Here is a 15902-nt window from a genome sequence, read left to right as displayed (position 1 = left end):
TGGGTATTGGGCATTGGGTATTGGGCATTGGATATTGGGCATTGGGCATGGGTTATTCTCTTTGTCCCCTCATCCCCCTCATCCCCCTCATCCCCCTCATCTCCTTCATCTCCCTAGTTTCTTTAATGGGCTTTGGCAGCCGCACCGGGTTTTGCACCTGCTGCCTGCGGTGCCGTAGTACCAATGAGACGTTGAATTTCATCTGGCTTAGAAGTCTTAGACATCGCCGCTTCAAAGGAGATCGTTCCTGCTTTGTACATATCGGCTAAAACCTTCTCCAGAGTTTGCATTCCCAATTTACCGCCGGTTTGAATAGCTGAGTAAATTTGAGATGTTTTGCCTTCTCGAATCAAGTTGGAAATAGCGGGAGTGACAACTAGAATTTCTTGAGCCATTACCCGACCATATTCACCAGGTTTAGGGTTTTTCTTGGATACCAAGGTTTGGCTAAATACCGCCACTAACGAGTTAGACAACTGCACCCGCACTTGGGTTTGTCTTTCATGGGGGAAAACGTCAATAATCCGGTCAACTGTCTGTGCGGCAGAACTGGTATGTAGAGTACCAAATACCAAGTGTCCTGTTTCTGCGGCGGAAATTGCCAAAGAAATCGTTTCCAAATCGCGCATTTCCCCCACCAGAACAATATCTGGGTCTTCCCGCAAAGCTGCTTTCAAGGCATTAGCAAAGCTCTTGGTATCTTCACCCAGTTGCCGTTGGTGAACTAAGCTTTTAATTGGTTCGTAGACAAATTCAATCGGATCTTCCACCGTTAAAATATGCTCTGCCTTGGTGCGGTTAATCAAGTCAATCATTGCCGCTAGGGTAGTTGTCTTGCCGGAACCTGTAGGGCCTGTCACCAGAATTAGCCCTCTGGGCTTATCTGTCATTTCCCGCACGATATCTGGCAAACCTAATTTTTCAAAGTTAGGAATTTTAGAACTTAATGCCCGTAAGCAAGCAGCATAAGAACCACGTTCTTTATAGACATTGACCCGGAAACGAGCCAAACCCTTAACACCATAGGAACAATCCAACTCCCAGTTCTGCTCCAAGGTTTTACGCTGGGTATTGTTGAGCATACTAAAAATCAGCCTTTGACACTGATCAGCTGTCATTACATGCTCACCTATGGGGGTGAGTTTGCCACTGATGCGGAAGTAGGGAGGTAAACCTGCGGATAAATGCAAATCCGAGCCACCCATTTCAATCAACTGCTCCATCAGGTCTTCAATCATCATTTCCATAGTTCTGCTTCCTTTTAATGTTTATTATTTGTTCTTTGTCATTTGTCCTTTGTCATTTGTTTAAAGTTACTAAGCATCGACTAATGACCAATACTTCGGCTTCTCTACGAGACGCTACGCGAACGCTCAGTACAAGTGACCAATGACTAATTTTAAAACCGAGATGTCATACAGTAGGGACAATCCAGCCATTCTGGTTTCAATGTGGCATCGCAAGTCAGGCAGGTAAGACCAGTCTTGCGTTTGGCTTTTAATTCGGCTTCCAAACCAGTATCAGTAAACGTCACTCGTTCTACTTCTTCTAGGGTGGTGGAACCTTCACGCACTAAGTCCAAACTGTAAGAAAGCAAGGTTTTCATGCCCTCTTCTATTGCTACTTCCTTGATACGTTCTGTGGGTGCATCTTCGTTGATCAGGGTTTGCAGGTTTTCGGTGACTCGCATGACTTCATAAACACCACAACGCCCTTTGTAGCCGCCACCATTACATTTTGGGCAAAGCTGATTTTTGGTTTTGGCTTCTGCGATCGCATCTAATGTCAAGGTGTTAGCCTTATAGAAGGTAACTTCGATATCTGAGGAAGCTGATAGACCATAGCGAGCCAATTCCTGGACAGTAGGAGTGTAGGGAATACGACATTCAGAACATACACGCCGCACCAAACGTTGAGCTAAAACGCCAATTAGGGAACTAGAAACCATGAACGGCTCAATACCCATTTCTCCCAAACGAGCGATCGCTCCTGGGGCATCATTGGTATGTAAGGTAGTTAATACCAAGTGACCAGTCAAGGCAGCCTCAATTGCTGTTTTTGCCGTTTCTTTATCCCGCGTTTCACCCACCAGTAGCACATCTGGATCTTGTCGCAAGAAAGCCCGCAGAGCCGTAGCAAAATCCAGCCCTTTTTCCCGAATCACCTGTACTTGAGTAATCCCTGGAAGGCTATACTCAATCGGGTCTTCCACAGTACTGATATTAATACCGGGATCATTCTTTTCTGATAATGCAGAATATAGCGAGGTTGTTTTCCCAGAACCAGTTGGCCCAGTCACCAAAATTAGACCAAAGGGACGACTTACCATATCCTGGACAATTTGTAAAGTTTCCGGATCAGTAATTAACTTATTCAATCCCAGTTGAGTAGAGGAGTTATCTAAAATCCGTAACACCACCTTTTCCCCGTAACGACTGGGTAAGGTGCTGACGCGGAAATCTACTTTACGTCCCTCAAACAGCCGCCGGATGCGTCCATCTTGGGGTATACGCCGTTCAGCAATGTCTAGATTCGAGATGATTTTAAATCGGGCTGTCACCGCCGGGATGATTTTTTTCGGTAGGGGAGGGAAAGCTTCGATTAGTATGCCATCCTTCCGAAAGCGAATCCGTAAGTTTTCTTCTTGCGGTTCGATATGAATATCAGAAACACCTTCATGCAAGGCTTTAGCCAGGATTCTGTTGACTAGATTGATGACTGGGGCATCCTCTGCACCCTTCATCGCTGCCCCTAGATCAGCCTCCATTTCTTCAGGAGCATCCAAAAGATCGAGATTTCCGAGGTTTTCTAAATCCTGATTAATATCTGTAAACTTTGCTTGTTCCAGGTGCTTTTGCTTAACAGCCATTTGATCCAGATATTGGTTGATTAGCTGTTGGTAGTCTTCCTGTGTAATTACCATCCGCTGCAATGCCAAGCCTTGGGGGCGCAAGATGCGGTTCAGGTCATCAGAAGCCTCTAGATTATCTGGAGCGACCATCGCCACTAAAACTGAGGGCGGGGTTTGGTCTTCGTGTTTCGATAGTGGTACTAAACGATGGCGACGACAGATATCCACTGGGATCAGGGTTTCAATCAGGTTCCCCATCATCATGGTGTCAAAAGAGTTGACTTCCGGATCAAGGAATTCAACACCATATAGTATTTTCAGTTCAAATAGCTGCTGTTTTTTATATTGCCTGAGTAACTCAGGCGATAGTTGTTGACCAGTGATTGACTCTAGTACTTCCGTTAGGGGTCTGCCAGATTTGCGGCTTTCAATTAGTGCCTGCCTCATCTGTTCGGTATTGACATAGCCAGATAGCACTAGCTTGTTGCCGAAGGGCGAAAACTCTGTTCTGGTAGTTAGAGCGGTACTGCGCCGTTGTGCTGACGAGTAAGTCATAAATGAGCAATTGATTTGGGGAAACCTCTGCTTAAAGTATTCCCGTACTGTGAGACAGAATTCTCATTTCCCAAAAAAGTCTTAAATCACCGAACTTCTGAGCGGCGGCTTGGGCTGCTCAGAGCGATCGCTAAATGCGTTTTTCCAGACGACATGAAAAGTCAAGATTCAAAACATCTTACTCAGCACGGGCTAAACCCTAGCTATCCGCTAACAAGACTTAGCACTTTTGAAGGAATGAAAATATTTGATAAATAGTTAAATTTTAAGTAGTAATTCCTGAAAAAACTGACTCATGAATCAGATGAGGGGCGAATCACATTCAGCCCCACTCTTCCAAATTACTTACTCCTAGAGGTACACTACTCGTTCGGGTTCCCGCCTTAGTGGCGTCTGGGCTAAGGTGTTCACCATTTGTCACAATAAGAGGACAGTGACATCACTTCCAGGAACTCGTTGGCAACAAAATCAGCCTCAGTGGCAAGTCGTGGATGACGACGGTTGCAAGCTGTGGAGATAGACTGCCATAAATAGTATCTGGAATGAGTGGACAATGATCGATGAAAATAAACAGATAAACAATACAAGCCAGCAATTGGGTGAACCAACAGAGGTAAAGCAAGCAATGAAGAGTGACTCCCCAGCCCAAATTAATTTCAATGAATCTGGTAGCGAGGTGACAGAGCAAGTGGCAGGCCAAACAAATGTATCGGGGGATACGACTACTCTCAATCTAGAAAATGGCGTCGCTGGAACCGACAAAACTGAAGTGGAAAGGGCAGCTTTGGCAGAACTGAATCAACAAATCGAGTCTCTAAAAACGCAACTAGAAGAGCGTAGTACTCAATATATGCGGATTGCCGCTGATTTTGAGAATTACCGCAAACGCAGTAGTAAAGAAAAAGAAGAGCTAGAGGCGCTAATGAAGCGGAACACGATTTTGGAATTGCTGCCAGTGGTCGATAATTTTGAGCGGGCGCGATCGCACCTCAAACCGCTATCTGATGGCGAAATGACCATGCACAAAAGTTACCAAGGCGTTTACAAACAACTAGTAGATAGCCTGAAGCGCTTGGGTGTATCACCGATGCGTCCTGAAGGTGAAGAATTTGATCCTAACCTGCACGAAGCAGTAATGCGGGAACCTACGGATGAACATCCTGAAGGAACAGTGTTAGAAGAGTTAGTGCGCGGATATTACTTGGGTGATCGTGTGCTGCGCCATGCAATGGTCAAAGTAGCTGCTCCCAAGGAAGATACCCTTGCTGCACCAGAAGATCAGTCGAGTCAAGCCTTCAGTTAAGCTGTAGTCGCTCGTCTCGCTGACCAAAAGTGCCTGGGTTCTAGCAAGGACGAGCATCGCGTACTTAAAACTTGGACAAGGCTTTGGATAACTCTGTTGTGTTTCAACTTCTGGCGTTGCTACCAGCAACAGGGGTTTCACAGACGTTATCCGCTAGCCTTGGTTCCTAGCATAAAAGTTAGTCCGCGACACATTACAGTAGAAAGACTCAGTAAAAATACTGGTAAATATGGGAAAAGTTATTGGGATCGACTTAGGCACTACTAACAGTTGCGTCGCAGTTTTGGAAGGCGGTCAACCACTTGTGATTGCCAGTTCTGAAGGTGGACGAACTACTCCTAGTATTTTAGGATTTGGCAAGAGTGGCGATCGCTTGGTTGGCCAATTGGCAAAGCGCCAAGCCGTAACCAATGCTGAAAACACAATTTACAGTATTAAACGATTCATCGGGCGGCGTTGGGAAGACACTGAAACAGAACGCGATCGCGTTCCCTACAACTGTGTCAAAGGTCGAGATGATACTGTTGATGTCCAAATTCGCTCAAAAAATTACACGCCACAAGAACTATCGGCGATGATCCTGCAAAAGCTCAAGCAGGATGCAGAAAACTTCTTGGGTGAGGAAGTCACTCAGGCAGTGATCACCGTACCAGCATATTTCACAGATGCCCAAAGACAAGCAACTAAAGATGCTGGCACTATTGCTGGACTAGAAGTGTTACGAATCATCAATGAGCCAACAGCTGCGGCTTTAGCTTTCGGACTGGAAAAGCAAGACCAAGAGCAGCTAATTTTAGTATTCGACTTGGGAGGCGGTACCTTCGACGTATCGATCCTGCAACTTGGGGATGGCGTTTTTGAAGTTAAGGCGACTTGTGGTAATAACCACTTGGGTGGAGACGACTTTGATAATGCGATCGTGCTTTGGATGATAGAACACTTCCAGCAAGAGCAAAAAATCGACCTTTCCCAAGATAAGATGGCACTGCAACGCCTACGGGAAGCAGCGGAAAAGGCAAAAATTGAACTCTCCAGCATAGTAAATACCTCCATCAACTTGCCGTTTATCACAGCTGATGACACCGGCCCAAAGCATCTGGAGATGGAACTCAGCCGCTCTAAATTTGAAGAACTCGCAGGAAAATTAATTGAAGCAACCATCGAACCAATGATCCAAGCGCTCAAAGATGCGGATCTCAAACCACCAGCCATAGATCGGATTATTTTGGTAGGTGGTTCTACCCGCATTCCCGCAGTCCAAAACGCGCTAATTAAGTTTTTCAATGGCAAAGCTCCCGATCGCTCTATCAACCCTGATGAAGCGGTAGCATTGGGAGCGGCTATCCAAGCAGGTGTGTTGGGTGGCGAAGTCGATAATCTCTTACTATTGGATGTCACCCCTCTGTCCTTGGGAATTGAAACCTTGGGTGAAGTGTTCACCAAAATCATTGAACGCAACACCACAATTCCTACGAGTAGGTCACAAGTTTTTTCCACAGCAGTTGATGGGCAAACCTCGGTGGAAATTCACATCCTCCAAGGTGAACGGGCAATGTCACGGGATAACAAGAGTCTCGGCAAGTTTTTACTAGCAGGAATTCCCCCATCGCCCCGTGGTGTGCCGCAAATTGAAGTATCCTTTGAAATCGATGTCAACGGCATTCTGAAGGTTTCTGCCCAAGACAAAGGTACAGGTAGAGAACAGAGTATTCGGATTACCAATACAGGTGGCTTGAGTAACAATGAAGTCGAACGGATGCGCCAAGAGGCCGAACTGTTTGCCGAAGAAGATAGAAGACGTAAAGAACTGGTAGAACTCAAAAACCAAGCAGATAATCTGTTGTTCAGTTACGAATCCACCATCAAGGATAATGGCAACTTTATCGGCGAGCAGATGAAAACCTTGGCCAGTGAAAAAGTTTCACAACTCCAAGCTGCCATGATTGACTCCAGTATTTCCACAGTGGAATTTAAGCAGTGCTTAGACGACTTCCAACAAACCCTGCTGGCAATTGGTGCTGATGTCTACAATCGAGCTAACAGCCAAACTGATGAGATTGAGGAGGCTTCAGTTAGTCTCTTAACCGCAGAAATCGACTCACCAATGAATGGCACACTAATACCACAATTCAACTTTGATTTTGACGAAGAAAGTACCGCACAGGCTGATTACGAGGCGATAGATTAGGGATTGGGCATTGGGGATTGGGCATGGGGCATGAGGCATGGGGCAGAGGGGCAGAGGGGCAGGGGGAAGGGTGCAGAGGAGAGGAATTTTCCCCCTGCTCCTTGCTCCCTCATCTCCCTCATCTCCGACTCCCCATCTAAATATATTGAATATATTAGACTTATCCACAAATAAACCTCAAAATAGCTGAAACCCTTACATAGCTGGCTTTTTAGCTTATATAAAACAGGAACCTCTAAAACCCTCTCCAGAGCTAGGTTTCAGCCAAATAAAGTTCTCATTTCCGGATAAGTCTATTGATTATAAATTTAGCGAAGTTTCACAAGACCCCAGCGGTTTGCTAGATTGTAGAAGCAAATTACTTTGGGCTAGGCAGTATGCCAGTTCAGATGTAATCGAAAGCAATGGGTGGTTTTCCACACTTAATGGTGCGGCTAGCCCCTCTGGTTGTGGGCGAGGTTTTCCTCTCCTACGTAGCACAATTGTAAAAGAGACAGCCGACTCAGCAGTGAGAAGTTTGAGCAAAGGCTTACAACCAGCTCCTCACTTCTATCGCTTTTGTCGTCTCCCACGAAAAAAGCACCTGTTGATCAAGATTTGTCGGTGATTTTTGTAAAAGGTAAAGGGTAAAATCAGTTATTAACAAAAATTAATTTTCTCTTCTGCCTGACCTCCGGCAAGCTGCCGTCTAAAGGATACTGTGTTGCTCTTGCATATCTGTAAGGCAAACGCTTTTCCGTAGGGTCGCAAGTGACCGTGAGTGACCTTCTACTGCCCTTCAGGTGACGCTCCTAACGTCGCTAACGCCAGTCGCTGATGGGGAGCCACTGCGGTCTTGGGATCTCCCCAAGTCAAGCAAGTGGCGTGAAAACCCCTATCGCCCTTCGCGTCTCCCCTTCTCCCAAAGGGAGAGGCTAGCGCAAGGGAAAAGACCGCGCAGGCTCACCTTCTGCTTTCTTCGTTCTAACTTTTACCTTTGCTATATGGCCCGCGACTATTATGAAATCCTGGGTGTCTCTCGTGACACCGACAAAGAAGAAATCAAACAAGCCTATCGCCGTTTAGCCCGGAAGTATCACCCAGATGTGAACAAAGAACCGGGGGCGGAGGATCGCTTTAAAGAGATTAACCGCGCTTATGAGGTACTCTCGGAACCTGAAACCCGCGCTCGTTACGATCGCTTTGGCCCAGAGGGTGTATCAGGTGCTGCTGGCGCTGGCTTCCAAGATGTCGGCGATATGGGCGGTTTTGCCGATATCTTTGAAAGCATTTTTAGTGGCTTTGCCGGCGGTATGGGTAGTCCCACGCAACAAAGACGGCGCAGTGGCCCAGCCAGAGGTGATGACCTGCGGCTAGACCTGAAGTTAGACTTTCGGGAAGCGGTATTTGGCGGCGAAAAGGAAATTCGCATTTCCCATCTAGAAAATTGTGAAGTCTGTAGCGGTTCTGGTGCTAAACCTGGAACCCGCCCTCGCACTTGTTCGACTTGTAGCGGATCGGGTCAAGTCCGCCGTGTCACTAGAACACCCTTTGGCAGTTTCACCCAAGTCTCGACTTGTCCCACCTGTAATGGAACAGGGATGGTAATTGAAGATAAGTGTGATGCCTGTGATGGGAAAGGCGCAAATCAAGTCACGAAAAAACTCAAAATTACCATTCCAGCTGGGGTGGATAATGGCACACGCTTGCGGATTTCTAGTGAAGGAGATGCTGGTCAACGTAGTGGACCTCCTGGGGATTTGTACGTTTACTTGTTCGTGAATGAGGACGAGGAATTCCAACGGGATGGCATTAATATTCTCTCGGAAATCAAAGTTAGCTACCTGCAAGCGATTTTAGGTTGTCGATTAGAGGTAGATACGGTAGATGGGCCGGTGGAACTGATTATTCCGGCTGGAACCCAGCCTAATACGGTGATGAAGTTGGAAAATCGCGGCGTACCCCGCTTGGGTAATCCCGTCAGTCGTGGGGATCATATGCTGAACGTATTAATTGATATTCCTAACAAAGTAACCCCAGAGGAGAGGGAACTGTTGGAGAAGCTGGCTAAAATTAAGGGAGATCGCACTGGTAAAGGCGGTCTAGAAGGATTCTTGGGAAATTTATTTAAGTGATGAAGCCCTCTTCTGTTTTAACTCCCGATGCTCAACTTGATTTACGCGGCACCCCTTGCCCAATTAATTTTGTGCGGACAAAACTACGTTTGGAGAAAATGCCATTGGGAGGTTTGCTAGAAGTCTGGCTAGACCCTGGTGAGCCGATTGAGCAGGTTCCCGATAGTCTGACAATGGCAGGTTATCAGGTGGAACAAATTACAGACTACGCTAGTTATTTTTCTTTGTTAGTGCGCCGTCCAGTTGCTGAATGACAGGGGAAGATTTTGCTGCCACTGGACAGTTATTGGGTACGGTGCTAGCTGTACAGGCTAATTTTTACCGAGTACAGCTCGATCAAGAGGATGGGCAGATGAGGGAGATCAGGGAGATGAGGGAGCAAGATCCTCCTCATCTTCCCCATCCCCCTCTTCTTCTCTGTACTCGCCGAACACGCCTGAAAAAAATCGGGCAACAGGTGATGGTAGGCGATCGCGTTGTGGTAGAGGAGCCAGATTGGGCTGGAGGACGGGGAGCGATCGCTGAGGTTTTAACCCGCCAAAGTGAATTAGATCGTCCCGCGATCGCCAATGTCAACCAAATTCTATTGGTATTTGCTGTTGCTGATCCACCTTTGGAACCTTATCAGCTGAGTCGGTTTCTAATTAAGGCTGAGTCTACTGGCTTGGATGTGCTTTTATGCTTGAATAAAAGTGATTTAATTTCACCGCAAGAACAACAGCAAGTTAGCGATCGCCTACTTGGTTGGGGCTATCAACCGATATTTATCAGTGTGAAAGATGGTATAAATACTGAGCAAGCAGCCAGATATTTGAGCAATAAAATTACAGTAATCGCTGGGCCTTCCGGTGTTGGTAAATCTAGCCTGATTAATACGCTAATTGCCTCTGTTGAGCTGCGAGTCGGAGAAGTTTCTGGCAAACTAGCTCGTGGTCGTCATACCACTCGCCATATAGAATTATTTGAGTTACCTAGCGGTGGTTTACTGGCAGACACTCCCGGCTTTAATCAGCCTGACATGGATTGTAACCCAGAAGAATTAATCCATTATTTCCCAGAAGCAAGAGAGCGGTTAGCAGTTGCTAACTGTCGGTTTAGTGATTGTCTGCATCGAGATGAGCCTGAGTGTGCGGTGCGGGGAGACTGGGAACGATATGAACATTATTTAGAATTTTTGGACGCTGCGATCGCTCATCAAACTCAGGTGCACCAACAAGCTGATCCAGAATCCACCTTGAAGTTAAAAAGCAAAAGCAAAGGCAAAGGGCAGAGTCAATATGAACCCAAGCTAGAAAGTAAAAAATATCGCCGGATTTCCCGCAAGACTCAGTTACAGGATTTACAGGAGTTATATCGGGATGAAGAATAAGGAATGCGATGTCTACGACGGGCTATTCGGTGAGGCACTTCTATGCAAAGGTTTGTCACGATAGCATAGACACAAACAGAAAAACTATCTTGTATGTCTCAGCCCCTTGCTACCACCCCTAGTTTACAAGATGTCACTGAGAGTATAATTTTCCCACCAGGCGACATCTATAGTGACGAACCCCCCTTGGAATCTGACTTACACCGCGAACAAATCGATTTACTGATTTGCCTCATTAAGTGGTGGTGGCGCGATCGTCAGGATTTTTATGCTACTGGCAACCTGACTATCTATTTCAGTACGGCAGTCGCCTCAACGGGGGGAACCCCCGCACAGCGCTGCCTCCCTAACCAGAAAAAATCAGAAGAATTTCGAGGACCTGATTTCTTTGTGGTTTTAGATACAGAAAAAAAAGACGGTAAAAGCTGGGTTGTGTGGCAAGAAGACGGCAAATACCCCAATGTGATTATTGAGATGTTATCTAATTCCACTGCCTCGGTTGATAAAGGTTTGAAAAAGCAAATTTACCAGAATACATTTGCACTCCAGATTACTTTTGGTTTGACCCAAATAACTTAGAATTACAGGGATTTCACTTAGTTGATGGACAATATAAAAACCTTGTACCCACTGAGTCGGGTTGGTTGTGGAGCCAGCAGTTAGGGCTGTATTTGGCAGTATATTTGGGCAAATTACGCTTCTTTACACCAGATGGACAGTTGGTGATGTTGCCAGAGGAAGAATCAAACCAACAGTTACAGCAAGCAAACTAACAGTTACAGCAAGCAAATCAACAACTAGAGCAGGAACGTGAACGGGCTGCAATATTGGCAGAACGCTTACGAGCCGCTGGTATTGATCCTGAGCAAATATTCTGAAAAATGGAATTTTATCTCTAAACTAAGCAATTAAAAATAGTCCTATAAACCAAACAATATCTGATCAAATTCGTTGGACAACCTCAGACTTAGAATTACTCACAATTGACGAATGGAAGCGCTATGAAATTATTGACGGAGAAGTATTTGTCACTAGAGCGCCTCACTGGAGACATCAAGGGACTGCGGGTAATATATCCTTATAATTACAACTTTGATCTCGCTCTAGTGGGCTAGCCCCGTCAAACTCCCGGCATAATTTTTACAGATGCCGATAATGTCATACCCGATGTAGTTTGGATTAGTAGTAAGCGTTTAGCACAATTGCTAGATGAAGAAGGGCATTTGAGAGGAACTCCAGAACTCATTGTGGAAGTGCTTTATCCTGGGACAACTAACGAACCTCGAGACAGACAAGTCAAGCTGAAACTTACTCATCCACAGGAGTCCAAGAATATTGGATTGCAAATTGGCAATTACAACAGCTAGAAGTTTATCGCCGAGAAACTGCCCAATTAAAACTGATTGCAACCTTATTGGTTGATGACGAAATTAGATCACCACTGTTACAAGGTTTCGGCGTTCGAGTTCACCGTTTTTTTTGGATAATTCTGGCGAAAACTTAATTATGTTAACGAGTTTGCGTACTCCTGCGTCCAAGCAAGCTACTCGTTGGCGGAGCCTCTGGTAGAGAAGCGTCTCGTAGACAGCTATAAATTACGAATTATTTTAAACCGTGACTGAAACTGAGTGTCCTGTGGAGCCACTCCGCCTGCGAACTACGCGACCGCGGCTCAAAAATAATTATTAAAATGCCAAGGCGCTAAGGTGATAAAAGGACTATAACTTAGAAACCCGATTTTTCTACTGCAACAAGCCAACCAACAACTAGAACAGGAATGACTACGGAACCAAAGATTGGCATAAGGCTTTTAACTAAATTGAAAACTACTATAAATTTACCTTACGATCCCCATAAAGTCTTAAAATATTGTTGATTTCTGCCCAACCTCTCGACCTTCAACTTACAAGTATCACCCCAAAATCACTATGGCTATCGGCTACGTCGCGCTTGTACTCCACGCACATCTGCCCTTCGTTCGTCACCCGGAAAGTGACTACGTGCTGGAGGAAGAATGGCTCTATGAAGCCATCACAGAAACATACATCCCCTTATTGAAAGTATTTGAAGGCTTAAAGCGAGACGGTATCGACTTTAAAATCACGATGAGTATGACACCACCTCTAGTGTCGATGCTTCGTGATCCTCTGCTTCAAGAACGCTATGAAGCACACTTAGCCCAACTAGAAGAACTTATACAACTAGAAGCAGAACATAATGTCAATAACGGGCATCTTCGTTATTTAGCCGAACATTATGCTACTGAGTTTAGCAAAGCGCGTCAGCTATGGGAACGCTACGACGGTGACTTGGTGACAGCTTTTAAGAAATTCCAAGACAGTAATAACCTGGATATCATCACTTGCGGCGCTACCCACGGCTATTTGCCGTTGATGAAAATGTATCCAGAAGCAGTTTGGGCGCAGATTCAGGTAGCCTGCGAACATTACGAACAAACCTTTGGACAAGCACCTAGAGGCATTTGGTTGCCGGAATGTGCCTACTATGAAGGTCTAGAGCGGATGCTAGCCGATGCTGGGTTACGCTACTTCCTCACCGATGGGCATGGCATCCTTTACGCCCGTCCCCGTCCGCGCTTTGGCACTTATGCCCCAATTTATACAGAAACTGGTGTTGCTGTCTTTAGTCGAGATCAGGAATCGTCCCAACAGGTATGGTCTTCTGAGGTGGGCTATCCTGGGGCGGCGGAATATCGGGAGTTTTATAAAGATTTGGGCTGGGAAGCAGAATATGAGTACATCAAGCCCTACATCATGCCCAATGGTCAGCGGAAAAATACGGGCATTAAGTATCACAAAATTACTGGACGCGGTTTAGGACTTTCAGATAAGGCACTCTACGATCCCTATTGGGCTAAAGAAAAGGCAGCAGAACACGCTGAGAACTTTATGTATAACCGAGAGCGACAATCTGAGCATCTCTATGCAATAATGCAGCGTCCGCCAATTATCGTTTCGCCTTATGACGCAGAGTTATTTGGACATTGGTGGTATGAAGGCCCCTGGTTCATCGATTATCTATTCCGCAAGTCGTGGTATGACCAAGAAACATATCAAATGACCCATTTAGCAGACTATTTGCGAGATCAGCCAACACAGCAAGTCTGTCGTCCTTCGCAGTCAAGTTGGGGTTACAAGGGTTTCCACGAGTATTGGTTGAACGAAACGAATGCGTGGATTTATCCGCATTTGCACAAAGCTGCTGAACGGATGATTGAAATCTCACACCTGGAACCAGAGGATGAGTTGGGGTGGAAAGCATTGAACCAAGCAGCACGGGAATTGTTATTAGCACAATCTTCTGACTGGGCATTTATTATGCGGACGGGAACAATGGTACCCTATGCGGTTAGACGGACGCGATCGCACTTGATGCGGTTCAATAAGCTCTATGAGGACGTGAAAATCGGCAAAATTGATAGTGGTTGGCTAGAAAAAGTTGAGTTAATGGATAACATCTTTCCCGAAATTAACTATCGTGTCTACCGTCCGCTATAAGTCTCATAAAAAGTAAGGTGGGCATTACCCACCTTATAGTTAGTAGTGAGGAGCAACTATTTTTCCTCAACACCTCTTTATTTGGCTGAAATAAAACGACACCCCTCTTTGCAAACGAAGAGGGGTGAGGTGAGGTGATCAAAATTCTCACTGCTGAAACTCAGCAATCTTTAATAAGCGTCTTGCAACTCGTAGAAATCAGGCGAGATATAATCCTTCCGCAAAGGCCAACCTACCCAATCTTCCGGCATCAAAAGCCGCTTAAGATTTGGGTGTCCTTCGTAGATAATGCCCAACATATCGTAAGACTCGCGCTCTTGCCAATCTGCCGTTTTCCAAATCCAGTACACAGAAGGCACTACGGGGTTTTCCCGTGGTAAGAACACCTTTAAGCGTACTTCTTCAGGGCGATCGCTATTATCACCGACTTTAATCAAGTGATACACACTCACTAATTCCTCTCCTGGCCCAAGGTCAACACCACCTTGAAACTGGAGATAATTAAACCCATAGGCATAAAGGGCTGTAGCGGTAGGGAGCAAGAAATCTGGCTCCACCTTAATTATCTCTACACCATTCTTGTCTGGGGCCAAAAACTCATGGTCAAAGCCATTTTCCGTCAACCACTGGGAAACTTTACCAGCTTGTACCAATGACTCTTCTTTCGCTGCTGCAACTGGTTGAGATTCTTCTTCTTCAGCCACGGTTTTGTTCCTCCTTTTGCGCCTTTGCTGTTAGCAGTGCCGGTGGTATTGGCATACCGATTGCTTCCGTCAATTCCTTCGGTGGTGCAGAGCGAGTTTCTGACTGCAAATACTTGCCAGTTAAGATTTCCTCTACTGGCTTCAAATTATGAGTCGTGCTGTAGTAGCGGTGAGTTTGCTTAATTTTATCCCGCTCTTGCATCGATTCATTGGCGATTTTCTTCCGCAGCTTAATAATTGCGTCGATAATTGCTTCTGGACGGGGAGGACAACCAGGCAAGTACACATCCACAGGAATCAGTTTATCGACTCCGCGCACTGCCGTAGGGGAATCAACACTGAACATCCCACCAGTAATTGTACAAGCTCCCATCGCAATTACATACTTTGGCTCTGGCATTTGTTCATAAAGACGCACCAGTTGAGGAGCCATCTTCATCGTAATAGTCCCTGCTGTAATAATTAAATCGGCTTGGCGGGGGCTAGAACGGGGAATTAGTCCAAAACGGTCAAAGTCAAATCGGGAGCCAATTAAAGCTGCAAACTCAATAAAACAGCAAGCAGTACCAAACAGCAAAGGCCACAGACTAGAAAGCCGCGCCCAGTCGTAGAGATCATCAACCGTCGTCAAAATGACGTTTTCTGAAAGGTCTTGAGTGACATTGGTACGCTCAATGGGGTTGATGATTCGCTCTTTGTCTTGGGTTGTTAAGTTAGAATTCAAGACCATTCCAAAGCTCCTTTACGCCATGCGTAAACTAAAGCGACTACAAGAATTGCAATAAAGACTAGCGCTTCAATAAATGCCAATAGCCCCAAACGGTGGAAAGCTACCGCCCAAGGATACAAGAAGACAGTCTCCACATCAAAGACGACGAAGACCAGAGCAAACATGTAGTAACGGATGTTGAACTGAATCCAGGCTCCCCCAATGGGTTCCATACCAGATTCATAGGTGGTGCGCCGTTCTGGGCTGTAACTACTGGGTCGTAGGAGCTTGGATGCTGAGAGCGCTAAGGCAGGTACTAGGCTACAGATGATGAAAAAGCCTAGAAGGTACTCGTAACCGCTGAGGACAAACACAATGAGTATCTACCGCTTATGGAGTATTTTAAGTGGGGAGTGGGGAGTGGGGAGTGGGGAGTGGGGAGTGGGGAGTGGGGAGTGGGAGTGGGGAGTGGGGAATGGGGAGTGGGGAGTGGGGGGATGAGGGAGTGGGGAGTGGGGGGATGAGGGAGAACAATTAATGCCCAATGCCCAATGCCCAATGCCCAATGCCCAATGCCCAATGCCCAATGCC

Annotated in this window: 12 protein-coding genes and 2 pseudogenes; 8 read left to right on the top strand and 6 right to left on the bottom strand. The window is 46.0% G+C overall.

The window, feature by feature from the left end; all coding sequences use genetic code 11:
- Nucleotides 1–122: 122 nt before the first annotated feature.
- Together PUQ00_RS24440 and PUQ00_RS24435 are read right to left on the bottom strand one after the other, a co-directional pair.
- Nucleotides 123–1247, bottom strand: a complete 1125-nt coding sequence (locus tag PUQ00_RS24440; RefSeq protein WP_300421679.1) for a type IV pilus twitching motility protein PilT — start codon at nt 1245–1247, stop codon at nt 123–125.
- Between the two features lie 152 nt (nt 1248–1399).
- Nucleotides 1400–3406 carry a GspE/PulE family protein gene (locus tag PUQ00_RS24435; protein ID WP_300421677.1) on the bottom strand — a complete coding sequence of 669 codons (2007 nt, stop codon included), beginning with the start codon at nt 3404–3406 and terminating at the stop codon, nt 1400–1402.
- Nucleotides 3407–3959: 553 nt separating this feature from the next.
- Between PUQ00_RS24435 and grpE the strand changes: the two genes are divergently transcribed.
- From grpE to PUQ00_RS24395, 8 genes and pseudogenes are all read left to right on the top strand, one after another.
- Nucleotides 3960–4709 (top strand): nucleotide exchange factor GrpE, encoded by a 750-nt coding sequence (grpE, locus tag PUQ00_RS24430; protein WP_300421675.1) that lies wholly within the window; start codon nt 3960–3962, stop codon nt 4707–4709.
- Nucleotides 4710–4938: 229 nt separating this feature from the next.
- Complete coding sequence (dnaK, locus tag PUQ00_RS24425) at nt 4939–6897, top strand: molecular chaperone DnaK (protein WP_300421674.1); 1959 nt, start codon at nt 4939–4941, stop codon at nt 6895–6897.
- A gap of 983 nt (nt 6898–7880) precedes the next feature.
- Nucleotides 7881–9011, top strand: coding sequence for a molecular chaperone DnaJ (dnaJ, locus tag PUQ00_RS24420; RefSeq protein WP_300421672.1), 1131 nt, complete (start codon nt 7881–7883; stop codon nt 9009–9011).
- On the top strand, nt 9011–9265 hold the full coding sequence (locus PUQ00_RS24415) for a sulfurtransferase TusA family protein (RefSeq protein ID WP_300421671.1): 255 nt from the start codon (nt 9011–9013) through the stop codon (nt 9263–9265). Before dnaJ ends, PUQ00_RS24415 begins: the two co-directional genes overlap by 1 nt.
- The gene (rsgA, locus tag PUQ00_RS24410) at nt 9262–10380 is read left to right on the top strand and encodes a small ribosomal subunit biogenesis GTPase RsgA (protein WP_300421669.1); all 1119 of its coding nucleotides are present in this window, start codon (nt 9262–9264) and stop codon (nt 10378–10380) included. The genes PUQ00_RS24415 and rsgA overlap by 4 nt, the downstream gene beginning before the upstream one ends.
- A gap of 93 nt (nt 10381–10473) precedes the next feature.
- Nucleotides 10474–11258 (top strand): annotated as a pseudogene (locus PUQ00_RS24405) (Uma2 family endonuclease).
- A 44-nt stretch (nt 11259–11302) separates the two neighbouring features.
- Nucleotides 11303–11884, top strand: a pseudogene (locus PUQ00_RS24400) (Uma2 family endonuclease).
- Nucleotides 11885–12308: 424 nt separating this feature from the next.
- Nucleotides 12309–13898 (top strand): glycoside hydrolase family 57 protein, encoded by a 1590-nt coding sequence (locus PUQ00_RS24395; RefSeq protein WP_300421668.1) that lies wholly within the window; start codon nt 12309–12311, stop codon nt 13896–13898.
- Nucleotides 13899–14068: 170 nt separating this feature from the next.
- Here PUQ00_RS24395 and PUQ00_RS24390 read toward each other — a convergent pair whose 3' ends face one another.
- The 4 genes from PUQ00_RS24390 to PUQ00_RS24375 all read right to left on the bottom strand — a co-directional run.
- On the bottom strand, nt 14069–14602 hold the full coding sequence (locus PUQ00_RS24390) for an NAD(P)H-quinone oxidoreductase subunit J (RefSeq protein ID WP_300421666.1): 534 nt from the start codon (nt 14600–14602) through the stop codon (nt 14069–14071).
- On the bottom strand, nt 14595–15332 hold the full coding sequence (ndhK, locus tag PUQ00_RS24385; RefSeq protein WP_300421665.1) for a photosynthetic/respiratory NAD(P)H-quinone oxidoreductase subunit K: 738 nt from the start codon (nt 15330–15332) through the stop codon (nt 14595–14597). The genes PUQ00_RS24390 and ndhK overlap by 8 nt, the downstream gene beginning before the upstream one ends.
- Nucleotides 15323–15685 (bottom strand): photosynthetic/respiratory NAD(P)H-quinone oxidoreductase subunit C, encoded by a 363-nt coding sequence (gene ndhC / locus PUQ00_RS24380; protein WP_104908259.1) that lies wholly within the window; start codon nt 15683–15685, stop codon nt 15323–15325. Before ndhC ends, ndhK begins: the two co-directional genes overlap by 10 nt.
- A 9-nt stretch (nt 15686–15694) precedes the next feature.
- Nucleotides 15695–15902: hypothetical protein (locus PUQ00_RS24375; protein ID WP_300421663.1), on the bottom strand; the 208-nt coding region annotated here is incomplete at its 5' end.

The sequence above is a fragment of the Nostoc sp. S13 genome (assembly GCF_029379315.1).
GTDB lineage: Bacteria > Cyanobacteriota > Cyanobacteriia > Cyanobacteriales > Nostocaceae > Nostoc.
Note: the sequence above shows the minus strand (reverse complement) of the source record. Positions and strands in the feature narration are given on the sequence as shown.

Coding starts and splice junctions, on each gene's coding strand:
- PUQ00_RS24440 (WP_300421679.1), bottom strand. CDS start 1,247: ATGGAAATGATGATTGAAGACCTGATGGAGCAGTTGATTGAAATGGGT.
- PUQ00_RS24435 (WP_300421677.1), bottom strand. CDS start 3,406: ATGACTTACTCGTCAGCACAACGGCGCAGTACCGCTCTAACTACCAGA.
- grpE (WP_300421675.1), top strand. CDS start 3,960: ATGATCGATGAAAATAAACAGATAAACAATACAAGCCAGCAATTGGGT.
- dnaK (WP_300421674.1), top strand. CDS start 4,939: ATGGGAAAAGTTATTGGGATCGACTTAGGCACTACTAACAGTTGCGTC.
- dnaJ (WP_300421672.1), top strand. CDS start 7,881: ATGGCCCGCGACTATTATGAAATCCTGGGTGTCTCTCGTGACACCGAC.
- PUQ00_RS24415 (WP_300421671.1), top strand. CDS start 9,011: ATGAAGCCCTCTTCTGTTTTAACTCCCGATGCTCAACTTGATTTACGC.
- rsgA (WP_300421669.1), top strand. CDS start 9,262: ATGACAGGGGAAGATTTTGCTGCCACTGGACAGTTATTGGGTACGGTG.
- PUQ00_RS24395 (WP_300421668.1), top strand. CDS start 12,309: ATGGCTATCGGCTACGTCGCGCTTGTACTCCACGCACATCTGCCCTTC.
- ndhK (WP_300421665.1), bottom strand. CDS start 15,332: ATGGTCTTGAATTCTAACTTAACAACCCAAGACAAAGAGCGAATCATC.